This window comes from Streptomyces sp. NBC_00028, assembly GCF_045041065.1.
In the GTDB taxonomy this organism is placed as follows: Bacteria; Actinomycetota; Actinomycetes; order Streptomycetales; family Streptomycetaceae; genus Streptomyces.
Genome location: NZ_CP108293.1, coordinates 492398 through 509651, shown reverse-complemented (window position 1 = coordinate 509651; position 17254 = coordinate 492398). Strand labels below are relative to the sequence as shown.

The following is a 17254-nucleotide window of genomic DNA, read 5'->3' as shown; positions in this document are numbered from 1 at the left end:
TCCTACCGTTCGATGTCGCAGGGGCCCGCCGCGGCGGACACACAGGTCTGGATGAGGACGCCCGGCTCGGCCTCGGTGATCTCGCCGGTGCGCAGGTCGCGGACGGCGCCCGCCTTGAGCGGTGTGATGCAGCCGAAGCAGATGCCCATGCGGCACCCGGAGGGCATGAGCACGCCGGCCTCCTCGCCGACGTCCAGCAACGGCGTGGCGCCGTCCGCGTCGACCTTTTTGCCGGTGGTGCTGAACGTGACCTCGCCGCCGTCGCCGGCGACGACGATGCTGGGGCGGAAGCGTTCGGTGTGCAGACGCTCGGGGACGCCGTGCTCGCTCCAGTGCTTCTCGGCGGCGTCGAGCAGGCCCGCGGGCCCACAGGCCCAGGTCTCGCGGTCGGTCCAGTCGGGTACGAGTTCGTCGAGCCGGGCGATGTCGAGCATGCCGTCGGTGTCGGTGTGCACCTCGGTGAGCCGGAGCTTCTTGTCCGCGACCAGGTCGTGGAGCTCGTTCCGGAAGATCACGTCGTGCGGCTGGGGCGCGCAGTGGACCATGACGACGTCGTCGAACTCGGTGTCGCGCAGCATGCCCATCACGGGCGTGATGCCGCTGCCGGCCGTCAGATAGAGCACCTTGGCGGGCTTGGCCCGCGGCAGCACGAAGTCACCGGTCGCCTGGTCGAGGTGGATCAGCGTGCCCGGTTTCGCCTTGCGGACCAGGTGGTTGCTGACCTTGCCGTCCGGGATCGCCTTCACGGTGATCGTGACGCGGCCGTCCGGGCGGTGTGTCGGCGAGGTGAGGGAGTAGGCACGCCACAGGCGCACGCCGTCGACGTCAACCCCGACCCGCACGTACTGACCGGCCGTGTGGCCGCGCCAGCCGCGGCCCGGTCTGATCACGATGGTCGCCGCGTCACCCGTCTCGGGGTGTACGGCCTCGATGCGCCCGCGCAGGTCCGCGCCCGCACGCAGCGGGCTGACCAGGTCGAGGTAGTCCGACGGCAGCAGCGGCGTCGTGACCATCTCCAGCAGTTTCCATGCCCTGCTGCGGAGGGCAGTACTCGTCATGGCTCCAGCTTGCTGCGTCTCAGGGCGTAAAGTCCTGACCGAAGGACGTGAATCTGGTCGGTGGAATTGTTCGCAGGGAATAAAAACGTGAGCCAAGTAATCCGGAGGGCCAGCGAGCTGGCCCTGGATGAGACGACGGTCACCGCGCTTCGGGCCGCGCTGAAGACCACCGCCGACGAAGTCGTGCAGGCGATCATCGACGAGGTCCCCTCCTACGCCAACGCCCTGTCGGGCCACATGGGCGCCACCATCCGCCGAGCCGTCCGCACCGCCCTGGGCCACTACCTGGACCTCGCCAGCGGGAACGCCACCGCCGGCGACGGCGGCGACGCGGCCTACGAACTGGGCCGTGGCGAAGTCCGCGACGGCCGCTCGATGGACGCCCTGCTCAGCGCCTACCGCGTCGGCGCCCGCGTGGCCTGGCGAGGCCTCGCAGCGGGTGCCGTACCCGCGGGTCTGCCCGCCGCCGAGGTCGCCAAGTTCGCCGAGCTGACTTTCGCCTACATCGACGAGCTCTCCGCCGCGAGCGCCGCGGGCCACGCCGACGAACTGGCCGCCCGGGGCAGGGACCACGAGCGCCACCTGGAGCACCTGGCCCGCGACCTCCTCGCCGGCGCGAGCCCGGACGTGCTGCTGGTCTCCGCCCAGCGGGCCGGGTGGCAGCCGCCCCTGTCGCTGACCGCGGTCCTGCTGCCCGCCGGCCAGGCCCGGCCCGCCTACCGCACCCTCGACCCGAGCACCCTCGTCCTCGACGACCTGCCGGACGCCACCGGCGTGCTGCTCGTCCCCGACGCCGACCGATCCCACCTCCTGCGGCAGCTGACCGACCGCGCCGCCGTGGTCGGCCCGCCCCGGCCCTGGACGCGCGCCTCCGCCTCGTACGCACGAGCCGCCCGCGCACGCTCCCTCTCCTCCGACATCCACGACACCGAGGACCACCTGCCCGAGCTGGTGCTGAGCGCCGACGTGGACGCGTACGCCGACCTGCGCGCCCGAGCCCTCGCACCGCTGCGGACCCTGCCCCCCGCGACCGCCCGGCGCCTGGAGGAGACACTGCGGGAGTGGCTGCTGCACCAGGGCAGACGGGACGAGGTGGCGGCGGCGCTGTTCGTCCACCCGCAGACCGTCCGGTACCGGATGTCACAGCTGCGGGAGCTGTTCCCGGATCTCGCATCGCCGCAGCGGGTCCTCGAACTGACGCTGGCGGTCGGTCTTCGGCACAGCTGACGGGCACGTCCGCCACCCGCGGACGCGGAACCGTGGCTCGTTCCGCAAGGGATGATGGGGGTGGCATGACGGAACGTGAGACCAGGGGATTGCATGGCGACGCGGGTGCACCGACCCCGTGAGGACGCGGAGTTCGACTTCATCCTCCGGATGAGCGGGGTTCCGGTCCTCGCCTACTTCATCGGGACGTGGCCCAAGGCCATCGAGCCCTGCCGGGCGATGGACCTCGTCGTGGGTGCCATCGCCGACGACCACACCGGCCGCCTGACGGTCGTCCGCACCGACATCACGCGCTGTCCGGCGGCGACCGAGCGCTACGGGATCACCGGAGCCCCGTCCTGCGTCCTGCTGAAGGAGGGCGAGGCAGTGGCGCACGGCACCGGGCCCATGACCCTCGCCGAGGTGCGGAACCTCTTGGACGGCCACCTCTGAGCGTCCCGGTCAGCCGCACGCGCTTGCCGTCCCGGCACGCGGCAACAGGCGGGCGTCCGTGGGATGTAGGCCGGTCTCGCCCAGGATCTGGCACAGTGTCGTCCTGGCGGCGGCGTAGGAGGTGGGCCAGCGGCGGGCGGTGGCCGTGCCCGTGGTCCACAGGTCGTCGCCGGCCGGGGCGAGGCGGGCCGAGGTGAGCGACTCGTCCTGGACGTCGAGCCGGTAGCGGATGCGCGGAACGCCTGTGGTGGTGTCCCACACGAGGGCGGAGCCGTCCGTGGAGGAGCTGGCCGCGCGGGTGCCGTCACGGGTGGCCGTGAGCGCGGTGACGGCGCCGGTGTGCACGGCTGTCGCGTCGCCCGCCGGGGACAGGGGCAGCGTCGCGGACTCGTTCCAGCGCCAGAGCCTCACGGTGCCCTGCTGGTCGCCGGTGGCCAGGCGGGATCCTGACGTGCCGAGGAGGGCCACCGAGGTGACCCCGTCTGCGTGGGCCGACAGGACGTGCAGCGCGGGAGTGCTCGGGCCCCCACCGGACCTCGCCTTTTCGGTGGTGGTCGCCCGCCGGGTGTTCCACACGGCCAGTCCACCCCGCTCGGTGCCTCCCACGAGGCGGTCCCCGCCGGAGGAGAAGGCAAGCGACAGCACATGGCTTCGGTCGGCGGGGGCGAGCGTGAGACGGGCGAGGGGAGCAGGCAGGCGCTCACCCGGCGTCCGAGGTACGTCAAACAGTTGGACGCCCTTCTCGTCGTTGCCGAAGGCGAGCCGGTCGCCGCTGGGGGAGAGGGCCACCGAGTACACCGGACGCAGCGTGGAGAACTGTCCGGCCGTACCGAGGTAGCGGAGGCGGGCACGGCCGAAGACGGCATAGAGCAGGACCACGTTGTCGCTCGTCGCCACGGCCAGCCGGGCGCCTTCGCGGTCGGTGGCCAGGGCGGTCACCTCCCCCGTGGCCGACAGGTGGTCGGCGGGACGCAGTTCGGCGACGGGGCGCGTCTCGTGGCTGCTTGTGTCCCACAGCCGCACGGTGTGCCGGTCGGCGGTGGCCAGCCACGTCCCGGTCGCGGGCATGGCCGATGCCACAACCGGTGCGGTGTGCCCGAGCAGAGTGTCGAGGGGCAGTCTCCAGGCGCTGATCTCGTCGCTGCGGGCGGCGCCTGCCAGCAGCAGGTCGCCGGTGGGGGAGAACGCGAGAGAGACGAGGCTGCCCGGATGGGGCAGGGTGAGCAGCGGTCGCCCGGTGAGCCCGTCGCGCAGCCGGACCGGGCCGTTGTGGTCGGCCTCCGCCAGGAGCCTGCCGTCGGGGCTGTAGGCCATGCCCGCCGCGTACTCGCCCAGGCGCGGCGCGTCGACGGCTCCCTCGCAGACGAAGGGTTCTCGCAGTCCGGCCACGGGGCAGATGCGCAGGGAGCCGTCGCCGACGGACACGGCCAGCCGCTTTCCGTCCGGTGAGAGGGTGGCCTCGGGCGCACTGGTTCTCAGACGCAGCGTCCCGTGCAGGACGAAGCCGGCCCCTCCCACGTCCGCTGGGCGCCGCCACACGGCGGCGATCCCTCGATCCCGTCCGGTGGAACCGCGGTGGGAGCCGGCCGCGGAGAGGAGCCGTCCGGTGGCGGAGAAGGCGACGGCGTAAGGGTTGCCGTACTTCTGCCTGTCCTTGGACGGAGTCCGGCTTTTCGGGTTGGGGTTCGGCAGCCTGAGGGTGCTCACCGGGCCGCCTCGCGGACCATGGGCGTCGCAGTCCCACACCAGGACGTATCCACCCGCGGGATGTGTCACTGCCGCCGCCAGGGCCGTGCCGTCGGGGGACAGCCGCAGATCGCTCACAGCGCCCCGGTACCGCTCGGGGGCCCGCCACAGCACCCTGCCGTCAGCGAGGTGCGGCTGTGGTCGGTGCCTCACCTGCCACAGCCGTACCTGATCGCCGGTCCCGGCGATCAGGGTGCTTCCGTCCTTGCTGAAGGCCAGTCCGTACACCGCGGTCGCGGTGCCGTGTCCGATCCGGTGGTGCCATGCGGGCCCGCCGGCCGGCAGGCCGTGGTCGGCGTACGCGCCGCGCAGGGTGAGCAGCCCGTCCTCGGTTCCGCTCGCGAGCAGCGCCGGCGTGCCCTGCGCCGGCCGGCTCACCGCGAGGGCGGAGAGCCGTCTGCCGCCGGCGCCCGTCAGACGACGGGCCACCGGTACGCCGGCCGCCGCCGCGACCGCCTCCTTTGCCGCCTGGGAATCCGGTGCGTAGCGGTGTGCGGCGACCGCCAGCGCTGCCGCCCGTCCCGGGTCGGTGGCCAGCAATCGGTCCGCGACCGCGGCCGCCTGCCCGGCCCGGGCCTTCGTGGTTTCCTCGCGGGCGCGCGCCAGGCCGAACCCGGCCAGCACACTCGCCAGTACCGCGAGTGCCGTCACGCCGGCCAAGGCCACCAGCAGTCGTCGCAGTCGGCGGACCCCACGTTGCGCGGCATGCCCCGAAGCCTTCAGATAGGCCCGGTCCCGGGCCGGCAGCGCCTCGGGCCCGGGGTGGTCGGTGGCCCACTGGCAGGCCAGCGTCAGTGCGGCACCCTGCAGCAGCAGTTCCTCCGCCCGCCCCGCCCGTTCCCAGGCCAGCGCCCCGTCCGTGATGCGTTGGCGAAGCCGCAGCCCCGCACGGTCGGCGTCGATCCAGCCCGCGAGGCGGGGCCAGGCCCACAGCACCGCCTCGTGGCTCAGCTCGACCGTCGCGTCCTGGCAGGTCAACAGCCGCGCCCGGGTGAACGCTTCGGCCACGGCCCGTTGCCCGGGCGCCAGCCGGTCCAGCCGGGACCGGCGGCGAGTGTCCGCTCCTTGCTCTCCCACCTGCACCAGTTCCAGCAGCAGGTGCCGTGCGCTCTCCCGCTCGGTCGCGGACAGCTCCTGGTAGACCGCCTCCGCGCTCTCGGCGATCGCGCGGCGCAGGCCGCCGCCCTTCTCATAGCCCTGCACGGTCAGGTCAGGGCCGGTGCGGTGCTGCCACGTCGTCAACAGCGCATGGGACAGCAGGGGCAGACTGCTCGGCTCCCAGCCGCGGCCGGTGGGGTCGAGATCCTCCAGCAGCCGCCGGACCAGTTCCGGCTCCACGCGCAGTCGCGCGAGTTCGGCGGGCCGCTGCACGGCCCGCAGCAGTTGCGCGCGTGACATCGCGCCCAGCGGCACCGACCCTTCCGCCAGCGCCTTCGCGAGATCAGGATGGGCCAGGCACCGGTCGTAGAAGTCGGCGCGCACCGCCAGGACGGCGAACGGCGCCCGGCACACCGCCGTCACATACGCGGCGCGCTGCGCGGCGTCGGCGCACAGCGCGAACACCTCCTCCCACTGGTCCACGACGAGCAGCAGCTTCTCGCCGCCCTCGGGAAAACGACCCGCGGCGAGTACGTCGGCCAGGTCCGCGGACGGGCGCCCCAACGGTTCCGCGAGCGCGGCCGCCAGCTGCTCGACGGGCCGTGCGGTCGGCGTGACCACGACCGGGGTGAGGGCCGCTTCCTCGGCAGGCAGCCCGGCCGCCTGCTCCGCCAGGCGGGGCAGCAGGCCGGCCCTCACCAGCGACGACTTCCCCACTCCAGAAGCACCGAGCAGTATCACCGTCCCTCGGCCCGCACGGACCGCCTCCTGGACTTTCGCCAGCAGTGATCCGGTCGCGTCCTCACGGCCGAAGAACCAGCGCTCCTCGCTCTGGGTGAAGGGAGCGAGCCCTCGGTAGGGACACGGCCCGGGAAGCTGACCGGGCCGTGCCGTGGACTGCGGGCACAGCCGGGTCAGCTCGCCCGTGGCCCCGAGCGCGGTGTCCAGCCGTTCGGCCAGGGCCCGGTGCGGCCGTTTCCGTCCGTTCTCCACATTGGACAAATGGCTCTTGCTGTAGTTGACGGCGACCGCGAGTTCGCTGAGCGACATGCCGCGGGCTTCCCGCAGCGCCCTCATCCTCGCGCCGAAGTCCGGTGCCGCCGGTTCCCCCGTGTCGTCCACAGGTCACCCCACTTCGGCGAACCGGAACACACCGAGCATGTCCTGGCGCCGGGGGTCGCTGTGGTCCGTCGTCTCATAGGGGTAGAACGACGCCTCGGCTCCCACGTAGCCACGGAACCGATGGTCGTCGTCGATGATCTGTAGCAGCGGCTTGATGTGGGAGTTTCCCGCATAACAGGTGCCGTGGTCCTGCACCAGACAGGAGCACCAGTGCCACTGGGTGTCTCGTCTGTCCCTGCTGCTGACCCGGGTGATGTAGTACTCGATCGAGGTCGCCGGACGGTCCTGGCCGCAGTCGCAGACCGTGCTGGTCTTCTGGAAGTGGGTCAGGCACCAGGTGGTGGTGGGGCAGCGCTGGTAGAGCGAGGGCTGGAACCCCGAGTGCTCCTCCTTCTTGACCGTGTCCCGGGTCCAGCCGGTGCTCGTGTACGGCAGCGTTCCGTGCCCCTGCACGGTGTCCATCCCGCGCCGTTCGCTGATCGGGGCGTTGCTGCCGTACGCGTATCCCGTGGTGCTGTTGTTGGAGCTCACCCACTCCAGTCGCACCAGGGAGGACAGGGGATGTACCGACCAGGTCTCGGTGACGCCTCGGGGCCAGCGGATGTCGAGGTAGGTGGTGCCGTTCTGCGACCGCAGACCGTATCCGCCGGTGCGCTGCACGGGGGGCTGGGGCGAAGACTGGGCCGAGTAGCCGGGGGCGGTCATGACCTGGCAGCGGGTCACCTGCCCGACGCCTCCGCTGCACTTGGCGTCGGGCAGGGTCCCGGCCCGTTCGCGCCGGAGCTGGTCCGCAGGCGCGTTCTGCCGCCATACGAAGGTCTCAGCCCGGACCTGGCCGGTCGACGCGTCGAAGCGGTACCAGCCGAGCTGTGTCCAGTTGTCGTAGACCGTGCCGTTGTGGAGTTTCGCGGTGGCGACGACAAAGGTGGTCTTCCCGCCGGGCAGGGCTGACGGCGCGGCCCGGACCGGGGTGGTGGCAGCAGGGGTCGACGGGGGCAGCAGGGCCAGCACAGGGAGCAGGCACAGCAGGTAGAGCAGACGGAGGGGCAGGGGGAACGGGCGGCGAGCGCCGGATTTCTGCTTCACGTCCATGAGCATCGGCCGCCCCGAACGACGGCGGGTGCGGTGACGTGCCGGATTCACCCGGCGCATGAACGCAGAGCCGGGCGAGGGAGCGCGCCCATGGCGCCCGCATGCGTGCACCTGCGGCAACCGGCTGGGCGGCGTACTCCTCAAGGGGTTTTCCCCACGACCGCTCCGCCGCAGGTCAGCCGCGTATTCCGGGCAATGACCGGGAGGAATACGGGGCGCCTCTGGCGGTGGCCCAGCGCTGGTCCGCAGGGTGGTGGCAAGCCCGAACCGCGGTCGTCCGCAGCAAGCGGCGGCCTTTTGGCGGTCCTGGCCTCAACCCCTCACCCATGCGTGACACATCGTCATGCCGGAAAGGAACACGAACCATGATCCGCAAGAACACGATCTCGCTTCTGGCCATGTCGGCCGTGTCGGCACTGGCACTGGGCGCGACGGCGGCCGCACCGTCCTCCGCGCTCCCGGCCGTGGCGGCCCGGTCCTGCCCTGCGGTCGGCAACTCCTCCAGCGGCGCCGACCACATCTCGGTCACCTTCCACAACCAGTCGGTGACCGTCACGGCCCGGGTCAACGACAGCGGCCCCGGGGCGACGGCCCTGTACGTCACCACGTTCGCCGGCACCAAGGACCTCGCCGTGGCGAGCAGCTCCCCCGTGGACCAGCGCAGCAGGACCGTGTCGTTCACCGTACCGGCCAAGGTGAAGGGCGGCGCCGACAGCGTCGGCTACTTCGTCAGGACCACCATCGGGGCGACCAGCGAGACCGCCTACTGCTACCGCTGATCCCTGATCCGGCACACCCCGGGTTCCCGCGCGCGGACCGCGCCGGGAACCCGGTCGGTTCAGGCGGCACGTGCTTCGCAGGCAAGTACTGCCTTGGCGCAGCACCACTTGGCGGAACCCGAGGAGCGCCGTCGACGGTGAGGGGAAAGGCTGTGGGCTGAGCCCGGTCGGCTGCGTGCGCCGTACGTCCGGGGACCGGCCCCGGGCGCGAGGGGACCGAGAGGTATGCCGGCTCCGGACTGACCGCAGTACGGCGTGACAGCGGAAGGCAGTGTGAGCGGCCATGACCTGGTGGATTCCTCTCTTCAGGGGCACACAGCGCACCTCTGGTGCCGCGGGCAGGCGTCGGCCCGGTAGTGGCCGTGCCGGGGTGGTGGCGGCCGTGTCTGTTGCGCTCGTGGTGTTCTGCCCCAGCCTCGCGCTGGCGGCACCGGGCGACCTGGACACCCTCTTCGACACCGACGGAAAGGTGACCACGGATTTCGGTGGCAACGATGTGGCTTTCGCGATGGCGTCGCAGCCCGACGGGAAGATCATCGCTGCCGGCCGGAGCGGCGGCGACTTCGTGCTGGCCCGCTACAACGGCGACGGCAGTCTGGATGCCACCTTCGACACCGACGGGCGGGTGAGCACCGACTTCACCGGAGGCGGCGACGAGGCTCACGGGGTGGCCCTGCAGCCCGACGGCAAGATCGTCGCCGCCGGCGCGACCGGGCCGGGTTTCAACTTCGGGCTGGCCCGTTACAACAGCGACGGCAGTCTCGACACCTCCTTCGACACCGATGGAAAGGTGAGTACCGACTTCGGTGACATCGACGTGGCCCAGGCGGTCGTGATGCAGGCTGACGGAAAGATCGTCACGGCAGGTCGGAGCGGCAGCAGTTTCGCGCTGGCCCGCTACAACGCGGACGGCAGCCTGGACACCTCCTTCGATTCCGACGGAAAGGTGATCTCCGGCTTCGGTGCTGGTTTCGCCGCGGTCGCGGTGGCACTGCAGCCCGACGGCAGGATCATCGCGGCGGGGGAGGCAGTCGTCGACGGGCAGCCGGACGGGGACTTCGGGCTGCCCGTTACAACAGCGACGGCAGTCTGGACACCTCCTTCGGCACCGGCGGCACAGTGACCACTGACTTCGGCGAAACCAGCGAGCGTGCGTCAGGGGTGGCGGTGCAGCCCGACGGCAAGATCGTCACTGCGGGCCTGAGCGGCGGCAGATTCGCGCTGGCCCGCTACACCTCCCAGGGCGACCTCGATGCCACGTTCGACTCCGACGGCAAGGTGACCACAGCGATCACGGGTGCCAACGACGGGGCGTCCGGGATGGTCCTGCAGTCCGACGGGAGGATCGTTGCCGCCGGTGCGGCCGGCACCGGCGATTTCGCCCTCGCGCGGTACACGCCCAACGGCAGCCTGGACACCTCTTTCAGCGCCGATGGCAAAGTGACCACTGACTTCGGCGGAGGCAACGACCAGGCGCTCGCGGTAACACGGCAGCCGGACGGAAAGATCGTCGCCGCAGGCCTGGGCAACAACGACTTCGCGCTGGCCCGCTACGAGGTCGGCACCGCAGAGGTTTCCGGGACGGACGTGGCCGTCATCAAGACGGGGCCGACCACGGTCAGTCTGGGTGATCAGGCCTCCTACACGGTGACCGTGGCCAACCAGAGCACCCCTGACTCGGCCACGAACGTCACCCTGTCCGACACCCTCACCGGCCCCGGCCGGGTGCTGACAGCCGTTCCCGGCCAGGGCACTTGCACCACCACTGCCACCGGTGCCTCCTGTGCACTGGGCACGCTCGCCCCCGGCGCGAGCACCCACGTGACAGTCGTGGTGGAACCCACCGCCACCGGCGCCCTCTCCGACACCGCCACGGCCGACGCCACCGAATCCGACCCGACGCCCGGCAACGACACCGACAGCGTGGCCACCACGGTGAACAACGCTCACGGCTGCACGATCCTCGGCACCCCCGGCGCCGACAACCTCTCGGGCAGGGCCGGCAATGACGTGATCTGCTCCTTCAGCGGAAACGACAACATCAACGCGGCCAATGGCAACGACATCGTCTACGCCGGATCCGGAAGCGATGCCATCAGCGGTGGTAACGGTGCCGACACCCTGAACGGCGGCCCCGGCAACGACAAGGTCAGCGGCGACAACGGCAACGACACCCTCAACGGCGAAGCCGGCACCGACATCCTGACCGGCGGCAACGGCGCCGACACCCTCAACGGGGGCCCCGGCACCGACACCTGCGCCACCGGCCCCGGCGACACCGCAGTCAGCTGTCCGTAGTCAACGCGGCAACTCGACGGCGACTGGGGAGCGGTGGAAGCCGCGCTCACAAGCGCCCGAGGCGCCTGCCACGGTCCTCCTCATCACACTCGCGCCTGAGAGCGATCGCACTTCAGGCGTCGTTCCGGGCGAGAGGCCGACCACCTCCTGCGCGCGAGGAGGTGCGTCAAGGGTATGAATCCTCCCTTCGTTGGAAACGATTGGTGGCGCCCGGGTCCGCCCCGGAGTGGTGGCGGGCTTTCCGGCCACCTGTTCGGAGCCGATGTGTGGAAGGAAGCCAAGCGATGGCAGGAGAGTCCACGGCGGCGACGGACGTCGTCCCTCAGCAGGCGGGATCGGACAACGCCTGGCGGATCCTGGACACCATCCGGGACTGGATCAAACACGCGGAGGCGAAGGCCGCCGCGACTCTCACGGCGGCCGGAGTGGTCGCCGGCGTCCTGTACAGCCTGGTCAACGGTGACGGCGATCGCTCGGTCTGGTTCGCCTCCGCGGCGGCGGCGTCCGCTGCGTGCACCGTGGCGGCAGGGCTCACCGCGGGGCTGGTGCTGTGGCCCAGACAACAGCTCACCGTCGGCACCATGCCCACCAGCCTGCTCTTCTACGACCACATAGGCCGGGCCTACTCCGCGAGCCATTCCGACTACAGCGACCGGCTGACCGAGTTGCTGCGGGACGAGGACGCGTTGGTGGCCGCCGTCGTGGACCAGATCTGGGCCAACGCTCTCGTGGCCCGCCGCAAGTTCCGCTGGGTCAGCCGCAGCATCGGCCTGCTGCTCTTCGCGCTGCTGGGCCTGGCGGTGGCGGCGGTTCTGAGCGCGGCTGAGACGGCGGGGTGAGCGAGGCGAGGCGCCGTCGCGAGAGCTCGCGAACGGGGGAGTGCGGGTGAACGACGTGTCCGAACTCAGGGCCGGATCCCCGGAACTGGCTACACGACTGCCCGACCTGGGCATCAGCCGAGCCGTGCTGGACCCCCGCTAGGCCGAACTGCCGTCCCACTGGGCCCCCTTGGTCCTCGTCGGCCATGGCTGACCGGGCACGCGGCAGGGCGACGCGGACGGGAAGCGGAGTGGTGCGGGGAGAGTCGGGACCGAGCGGACACAGCGTCACGCGGACGCTACATTGAGTCGGCATCTGCGCGGGCGGCGGACAGAGGGGCGTACATGGCCGGTGGGGTTCCGATCGACGACGAGGCACGTGACGACGCCGTCAACGTTCTGCAGGATCTGATCGAGTGGCACCTCGCGCCGCAGCGCTGGGAGCGCGTCGACGCGATCGTCGGCTCGCTCGCCGACGCCCTCGCCCGGGGAGACGGCGAGGCACTGCGTGAGGCCACCGCCGAACTGGAACTGACCGGGCCGGTGCGGGTGACCAGGATCGGCACCCAGTCGGTGATCCCGGTACCGGAGCGGACCCGCGACCGGGCCAACCACCTGGTGCACGCGCTCGGCGGGCAACAGGAGGGGACGCGACGGGAGGAGCGGGCCGACGCCTCCACGGACGGTCCGGGAGGTGACGGTGACGGAAGCGGAACGCCCGCTCGCTGACCAGGAACTCGTGGTGCACGTCTTCGCACCGACCGACGGTCCGCACGCCAAGTCCGCCTACCGGCAGATCCGCGATGTGTGGGACCGCTGCCGGGACGGCCTCGGCATGATCGACGAGGTTCCGGACACCGGCTTGGCCACCGCCCTGCCGCTGGACGCCGGCATGCTCGCTCCGGGGCGAGCCGCGGCGGCGATCCAGGACCGGGCGGCGGACTACCAGGCCGTGGTGCGCCGTGAACACGACGTCGTGAACCTGTCGATGGTGTTCGCCGCCCCGCTGGACACCCCCTCCCGCCGGCTGCGCATCGGCTCCGCGTCGCCGCCCGGCTGGGTCGAGTTCGACCGATGGTGGGACGAGCTGGCGGCGGGCGGTATGGACGCCCAGCTCGGCGTCGTACGGGTGTACCAGGCGGAGGTCGCCGGGCCCTCCGTGCCGCCGCTCGACGTGATCGCCCACGAGGTGCGTGCGGTGCTGCCCGGCGCGGAGAACGCCCCGTACTGGTGGCAGCGCGGCTGGAGCACCGGGGACGCGATGGCCGTGTGGGAGGTGTCACCGGACGAGGACCAGGCGGGGCGGCGTGTCGTCGTGCTCGCCCCCGCGGCGCGGGCTGCCGAGCTGAGCGCGTGGACGTTCAGCCAGGGTGATCCGGCGATGCCGCCACTGGCCCGTTATCTGATGCACGCGGCGAAACTCCGCTATCAGGCCCGCGTTCGGGGTGACGGAGGGCAGCTCAAGGAGCTCATCGACAGGGCGGACGGCCACGTCGCACAAGTGCGCGCCGCACTGGAGCGGGAGTCGACCGATGTCACCGCCCTGGCCCGGCTGCGGCGGGACGAGGCCGACCTGACGTCGGCCCTGAGGGACGTACGCGCGATGAGGCGCACCGTGGAGATAGCCGTCGGGAACATGACCGACGCGCTTGCGGAGCCGTTCCCCGGCGACCGGCGGCTCGCCGAGTGGCTCGGCAGTCAACTGGGCGACGACGCGGAGTACTTGGAGACAACGCGAGAGGTGGCTCGAGAGTTCGGCCGACTCGCCCGGCAGGACGTCACCTTCGTGGAGCCGCCGCGGCCGGAGCCGCCTCCCCGACCGGATCGCATCAGCGTGCGCATGGGCTTCGCCGTGGACATCGAGCGCTACAGCAGCCGTACCTCCCCCGACAAGGCGCGGGTGCAGGAGCGGCTCGCCGCCCTGGTGCGGGAGGTGCTCGGCGACATGGGCCATCGGATGGAGGAGACCGACCACCAGGACACCGGCGACGGAATGAACGTCTTCCTCCCGGCGGACGCCGAACTGCACCGCGCGCTGCCGCAGTTGCTCCTGTCCTGGCAGACACGTCTGGTGGCCGACAACGACCGCTACCGCGACCGTATGCGGCTGCGCATGTCCACGGCCTTCGGGCCGGTCGGGATCGCCGCGCTGGGGTTCGCCGGGTCCACGATCGTGGACGTCAGCCGACTGCTCAACAGCGCGGTACTGCGGGGTGCCCTGACCGAGCATCCCGACATCGACCTCGCCGTGCTGGTCTCCGAGCAGTTGTACGCCTACGTCGTCGGCGAGGGGTATCCGGGGCTGGACGCGCGACGCTTCGAACGGCGCCTGGTCGAGGTGAAGGAGTTCCGTCAGCATGCCTGGCTGTGGATTCCCGCATGAGATGCGGGGCGCCACCGCGGGTCAGGCGCCGACGTGGACGTGTGCCGCCCAGACGCTGGGGTGTCCGGGCATGCGCCGCCGGGCGGCGTGTACGGCTGAGTGCAGTGCGGACGCGGCCGACTCGGCGGAGAGTCCTTCGGCGGTGCCGGCCCCGCGGTAGAAGTCGCGGGTGATGCGGCCGGCCGGATGGTCGTCGACGGGCCACAGCGTGCCGACCACGTGCCGGTAGCCCGCGAGATGGAACGCCGAGGTGATGTGGATGCCCTCGTCGGGGAGGAGCGCCGCACCCTGCGCGGTCGAACAGGCCGAGAGATAGGCGACCTTGGCGTCGGTGGGCCGGGCCGTGACGATGTCCGACACCCGCAGCGGCGCGCTGTCGTGGTCGTGCAGGACCAAGGCGCTGCGTGACGGGTAGGCGGTGTCGGTCGTGGCGTGGCAGGCGAAGTGCGCCCAGTTGTGGTCCGCCAGCGCGGTGAGGACCCGGTCGCGGGTGGCGGTGTTCTGGGCCAGCAGTGTCTTGGCCACCGGGAGCGCCTCGAGGCGCGCGGTCTCCCGGCGGGTGGCGGGCAGGGCGGCATGCCCGGGCGAGGCCGCCGCGGAGACGATGAGCAGCCGGTCGCGTCCCGGTGGTTGCGGGCGACGGGAGAACGACAGGCTGCGCAGGGTGGGGCTGTAGGAGGACACCACACGGTCGAGTGCTCCTCCCTCGCCCGGGTCCCCGTGTGTGTCGCGGCGCTGCGCGGCGTGCAGGGGCAGGAAGGACAGCAGGCCGGTGGGGACCCACCACACCCGTGGGCGCAGGCCGGGATCGGGCGTCGCGGGTGTGCCGAGCCGGCGCAGGACCGGCCCGGTGACCGCGTGCCACAGCCAGTCGAGCACACCCAGGATGTGTTGCTCGTGCCGTGTGCGGGCGTCACGGTCGGGGGTGTCCTCGCCCTGGATGGCCTCCAGCGAGGTGAGCAGGACGGATACCTGGGCGCGGACCGCTTCAGGTGTCGCGAGCGGCAGCGGGACGCGGGACGCGTGGTCGCCGTGGACGATCAGGGCGTCGGATCCCAGTTCGCTGAGATTGACCAGGACCGCGGGCCCGGTGCCCGGTGGCGGCACCAACTCGCTGAAGGAGGGCGGGCCGAGGAAGGTCCCGAAACCCGGCAGTGCGCGGATCGCCTCGAGGACCGCGTTGAACTCGCCGGCCAGGGCCCTGCGTTCCTGGACGGCGGTGCCGTCGGCGTCGGCCTGCCCCGGGTCGGGCACCGGGCTGTCCAGATGGCGGCACACCTCGCGGAAACGGTCGGCCAGGGCCGCGTCGCGGCGGCGCAGGTCGGTGAGGTCGGTGCGGGCGTCCAGTGCCTGGCCGAGCAGGATGCCGCGTCCCTGCTCCAGCAGGGTCACCGCCTGCGGAAGGTCACCGAGGCGGATCGCGCAGGCCGCGGCGTCCGAGGCGAGTGCGGTGTGCTCGGCCAGCTCCCGTTCCTGGTCTTCTCTGTCCAGTTCCCTCGGGGCACGCAGGCCGAGCAGCCCGACGGTCAGGCGCAGGCCCGCGACAGCGGTGTCCCAGTCGCCGAGTTCGGCCGCGAGACGCCCCCAGGCGGCACCCGCGGCCACCCGCACCCGGGTCTGCGCGGTCGGCATCTCGGCGGCCTCGCGGAAGACGCGCACCGCGGCGGCCACGTGGTGAGTCGGCGTCGCCGTATCGTCGAGCGTCGCCGCAGTGTCGAGTGACGCCGCAGTGTCGAGTGGTGCCGTATCGCGGAGCGTCGCCGCGCTGTCGAGCGCTGCCGTATCGCCGAGCGCTGCCGCACCGTCGAGTGGCGCCGTATCGCGGAGCGTCGCCGCGCCGTCGAGCGCTGCCATATCGCCGAGCGCTGCCGTATCGCCGAGCGTCACCGCGTCGCCGAGCGCGGCCCGCTCGTAGAGGACACCGCCGAGGTTGGACAGAAAGGCCGCACGCCGCGGGTGGTCGGCGGGACTCAGGTCCAGGGCCTGACGGAAGGCCGCCGCGGACTCCTCGGCGTCGGCAGCATCCCGGCTCGACCGGAAGCGCGCCCGCAGCGCCGCGCCGAGGTTGGACAGGTGCCCGGCCAGGCCCTGGCGGCCGGAACGGCACTCCCCAACGGCCCGCCGTGCGGCGCTGACGGACAGGTCGAGATCGGCTGTGCTCCCGCGCCCGTCGAAACGCAGCCGGGCCGCCACACTCAGATTGGCGAGCCGACCCGCCAGGGCCGGGTCATCGGCCTCGGTGGCCTCGATCGCCCTCTCCAACAGCCGGACCGCGTGGTCGAGATCCTCGGGATCGCCGCTGAGGCCGAACCGGGTCACGTGCGCGGTACCGAGGTTGGCGAGCCTGGCCGGCAGCGCCGGATCGTGCGGGTGCGTGGCCCGCACGGCGGCGCCGCCCGTCTCGATGGCCGCCCGCAGATCGGCGCTGTCACCGGTGGCCTCGCAGCGGATCTGCAACGCCGTTCCGAGGTTCGACAGGATGCTCGCCCGGGACGGATGCCCATCGGGCGCGGCCTTCGCCGCTCGACGGCCCAACTCCACGGCCCGGTCCAGGGCCGAGCGCTCGTGGCTGCGCTCGAACCACGTCTGATGGGTGCCGGCGAGGTTCGACAGCACGGACGCGGCATCGGCGTACTGGTCCGGCATCGCGTCCACCGCCCGCTGCCCGAAGTCGGCGGCGCGCCGGACGTCCGCGAGGTCGCCGCCGGCCTCGAACCGCACCCGCAGGCACAATCCGAGGTTGTTGAGGGTCACGACGCGCAGCAACGGATCGGTGTGCCCCTGCGCGTCCACGGCCTCACCCAGCCGTATCGCCTCGTCCAACGCGTCGTCGTCCCCGGTCCGTTCGGCCAGTACGCGCAATGAGTCGGCGAGGTTCACCATGGCAGCCGCCCGGTCCGGATGGCTCCCGCCACGGGCGTCGAGCGCCGCTCGTCCGGCCGCTGTCGCGCCGTGCAGGTCGGTGAGCTCCCCGGTCCAGGAGTAAAGGGTCTTCAACGCCACATCCAGCGCAGACAGCGCGGCGACACGCGTGTCCGCCGTGTCCGCGCAGCGCCGCAGCAGTCCTACGGCGCGTGACAGCAGACGCTCGTCACGCAGCCGACGGGCCTCCTCCAGAACGGCGACGCCCTCCTCGTAGAGCGCGCGGGCCGTGTCCTGCGAGCCTTCGCCTCTGTCAGACGGCATCCGACGCCCCTGTGG

Annotated in this window: 11 protein-coding genes and 1 pseudogene; 8 read left to right on the top strand and 4 right to left on the bottom strand. The window is 71.9% G+C overall.

From position 1 onward, the window contains the following. Positions 1-2: 2 nt before the first annotated feature. The gene (locus tag OG885_RS02335; RefSeq protein ID WP_405725116.1) at positions 3-1058 is read right to left on the bottom strand and encodes a ferredoxin reductase; all 1056 of its coding nucleotides are present in this window, start codon (positions 1056-1058) and stop codon (positions 3-5) included. Between the two features lie 87 nt (positions 1059-1145). On the opposite strand from OG885_RS02335, the gene OG885_RS02330 reads away from it, so the two are divergent. Continuing rightward, complete coding sequence (locus OG885_RS02330; RefSeq protein WP_405725113.1) at positions 1146-2285, top strand: helix-turn-helix domain-containing protein; 1140 nt, start codon at positions 1146-1148, stop codon at positions 2283-2285. Between the two features lie 93 nt (positions 2286-2378). Then, positions 2379-2717: a thioredoxin family protein gene (locus OG885_RS02325; protein WP_405725110.1), complete on the top strand. Its 339-nt coding sequence runs from the start codon at positions 2379-2381 to the stop codon at positions 2715-2717. A gap of 9 nt (positions 2718-2726) precedes the next feature. On the opposite strand, the gene OG885_RS02320 is transcribed toward OG885_RS02325, so the two are convergent. Both OG885_RS02320 and OG885_RS02315 read right to left on the bottom strand, forming a co-directional pair. Then, the gene (locus OG885_RS02320; protein ID WP_405725109.1) at positions 2727-6683 is read right to left on the bottom strand and encodes a helix-turn-helix domain-containing protein; all 3957 of its coding nucleotides are present in this window, start codon (positions 6681-6683) and stop codon (positions 2727-2729) included. Positions 6684-6686: 3 nt separating this feature from the next. After that, positions 6687-7769, bottom strand: coding sequence for a hypothetical protein (locus OG885_RS02315; protein WP_405725106.1), 1083 nt, complete (start codon positions 7767-7769; stop codon positions 6687-6689). Between the two features lie 371 nt (positions 7770-8140). Here OG885_RS02315 and OG885_RS02310 point away from each other — a divergent pair, with 371 nt between their 5' ends. The 6 genes and pseudogenes from OG885_RS02310 to OG885_RS02285 all read left to right on the top strand — a co-directional run bounded on the left by OG885_RS02310 (position 8141) and on the right by OG885_RS02285 (position 14053). Then, positions 8141-8554, top strand: coding sequence for a hypothetical protein (locus tag OG885_RS02310; protein ID WP_405725103.1), 414 nt, complete (start codon positions 8141-8143; stop codon positions 8552-8554). A gap of 283 nt (positions 8555-8837) precedes the next feature. Continuing rightward, positions 8838-9581 (top strand): annotated as a pseudogene (locus OG885_RS02305) (delta-60 repeat domain-containing protein); the annotation flags it as partial. A 92-nt stretch (positions 9582-9673) separates the two neighbouring features. Beyond that, entirely contained in the window at positions 9674-10852 is a 1179-nt protein-coding gene (locus OG885_RS02300) for a hypothetical protein (protein WP_405725100.1), read from the top strand. A 284-nt stretch (positions 10853-11136) separates the two neighbouring features. Further along, the gene (locus tag OG885_RS02295) at positions 11137-11691 is read left to right on the top strand and encodes a Pycsar system effector family protein (protein ID WP_405725097.1); all 555 of its coding nucleotides are present in this window, start codon (positions 11137-11139) and stop codon (positions 11689-11691) included. Between the two features lie 324 nt (positions 11692-12015). Beyond that, positions 12016-12399, top strand: coding sequence for a CATRA system-associated protein (locus tag OG885_RS02290; protein ID WP_405725094.1), 384 nt, complete (start codon positions 12016-12018; stop codon positions 12397-12399). Beyond that, a complete protein-coding gene (locus OG885_RS02285) occupies positions 12371-14053 on the top strand; it encodes a CATRA conflict system CASPASE/TPR repeat-associated protein (protein ID WP_405725091.1) in 1683 nt (560 codons plus the stop codon). Before OG885_RS02290 ends, OG885_RS02285 begins: the two co-directional genes overlap by 29 nt. Before the next feature lie 21 nt (positions 14054-14074). Here OG885_RS02285 and OG885_RS02280 read toward each other — a convergent pair whose 3' ends face one another. After that, positions 14075-17239, bottom strand: coding sequence for a CHAT domain-containing protein (locus OG885_RS02280; protein WP_405725088.1), 3165 nt, complete (start codon positions 17237-17239; stop codon positions 14075-14077). Positions 17240-17254: the final 15 nt, after the last annotated feature.